A 552-nucleotide genomic window follows, 5' to 3' on the forward strand; every position below is an offset into this window, starting at 1 on the left:
CGGCGGATTGATCCAGGCGGCGGTTGGCAGCCTCTGGGGCTGTGGCAGCCGGTTCTTGAAGCGGCTTGGCGTGCGCTCAAAGGCGTTTTGCAAGGTGATCTGTCGCAGCCTGTGCACTTCGGCAGCGCGGTCCGTGTGAACGCTCTCGGGCGTCATCATGCCGATGCCTGAGTGCCGATGCTGCTGGTTGTACCAAGCGAAGAACGGTGCGCAGTGGGCACGAGCATCAGCCAGCGAGCCGAAGCGCGCTGGGAAGCCAGGCTGATATTTCAGCGTCTTGAACTGTGCCTCGGAGTACGGGTTGTCGTCGGAGATGTAAGGCCGGCTGTGCGACTTGGCAATGCCCAAATCGGCCAGCATTGTTGCCACCGGTTTGGAGCGCATGCTGCTGCCCCGATCGGCGTGAAGCGTCAGCATTCCCGGCGTGATGTTCTCCTTCATGGCGCTGTCGGCAATCAGTTGCTCGGCCAGTTCTGCGCTCTCTTTTTCGGCCACCATCCAGCCCACGACATAGCGGCTGAAGATGTCGAGGATGACGTAGAGATGGAAGCA

Annotated in this window: 1 protein-coding gene; it reads right to left on the minus strand. The window is 61.1% G+C overall.

All coding sequences use genetic code 11. The features are described from left to right. On the minus strand, positions 1 to 552 hold a 552-nt coding region (locus CR105_RS27505), incomplete at both ends, for an integrase core domain-containing protein (RefSeq protein ID WP_143752840.1).

This window comes from Massilia eurypsychrophila (assembly GCF_002760655.1).
Classification (GTDB): Bacteria; Pseudomonadota; Gammaproteobacteria; order Burkholderiales; family Burkholderiaceae_D; genus JAFCUW01.